The 1,114-nt window shown below is 71.7% G+C and carries 2 protein-coding genes; both read left to right on the top strand.

Annotation, left to right across the window (positions count from 1 at the left end; all coding sequences use genetic code 11):
* Positions 1-411, top strand: a 411-nt coding sequence (locus AB0J08_RS41735) for a thioesterase domain-containing protein (RefSeq protein WP_360645472.1), incomplete at its 5' end; no start/stop codon positions are given.
* A 77-nt stretch (positions 412-488) separates the two neighbouring features.
* Positions 489-1,114 (top strand): beta-ketoacyl synthase N-terminal-like domain-containing protein (locus tag AB0J08_RS41740; RefSeq protein ID WP_360645475.1); only part of this gene is annotated, 626 nt, incomplete at its 3' end.

The following is a 1,114-nucleotide window of genomic DNA, read 5'->3' on the forward strand; positions in this document are numbered from 1 at the left end:
ACCCCCGTCGCCCTGTTCGCCTCCGGCCGGCGGGCGCCCTCGGCCGTGCGGGAGGAGACCCTCTACCAGGAGAGCGACCGGGCGCTGGTCGCCGAGGTCAGGAGCCTGGGCGGGACCGACTCGCGGATGCTGGACGACCCCGAACTGCTCGACATGGTCCTGCCCGCGATGCGCGCCGACTACACCGCCGTGATGACCTACCGCTGCCGGCCCGACGCCGTCATCGACTCGCCCCTCCACGTCCTGATCGGCGACGACGACCCGCAGGTCGACCGGGACGAGGCACTGCGCTGGAAGGAGCACACCGGCGCCTCCTTCGCGCTGGAGGTCTTCCCCGGCGGTCACTTCTACCTCAACGACCACGCCCCGGCCGTCCTGCGGTACATCGCCGCGACGCTGGGCGTCCGCTGACAACCGGCCCGCCCGCCCGGCCGATCCCGTCCGTCAAGACTTCCTGAACAGTCCGTATCGCGAGAGCACGAGGCGACATGTCTGCGCACGATCCCAAGCTCATCGAGGCCCTGCGGACCTCGCTGAAGGAGACGGAGCGGTTGCGGGAACAGAACCGCTCGCTCCTGGACGCCGCCCGCGAGCCGATCGCGATCGTGGGCATGGCGTGCCGCTACCCGGGCGGGGTCGGCTCACCGCAGGACCTGTGGCACCTGGTCGCGGGCGGCGCGGACGCCATCGGGGAGTTCCCGACCGACCGCGGCTGGGACCTGGAGCGCCTCTACGACCCCGACCCGGAGTCGGTCGCCACCTCCTACTCCCGCCACGGCGGATTCCTCTACGACGCGGGCGACTTCGACCCCGCCTTCTTCGGCATCAGCCCGCGCGAGGCACTGGCGATGGACCCGCAGCAGCGCCTGCTGCTGGAAACCTCCTGGGAAGCGATGGAACGCGCCGGCATCAGCGCCGACCGGCTGCGCGGCAGCCGCACCGGCGTCTTCGCCGGCGTGATGTACCACGACTACGCCACCAAACTCGGCTCCACCCCGGCCGAGCTGGAGGGCCTGATCGGGATCGGCAACTCCGGCAGCGTCGCCTCCGGCCGCCTCTCCTACACCTTCGGCTTCGAGGGCCCGGCGGTGACCGTGGACACCGCCTGCTCGTC

Origin of the sequence: Kitasatospora sp. NPDC050463, assembly GCF_040655255.1 — a bacterium.
Classification (GTDB): domain Bacteria; phylum Actinomycetota; class Actinomycetes; order Streptomycetales; family Streptomycetaceae; genus Kitasatospora.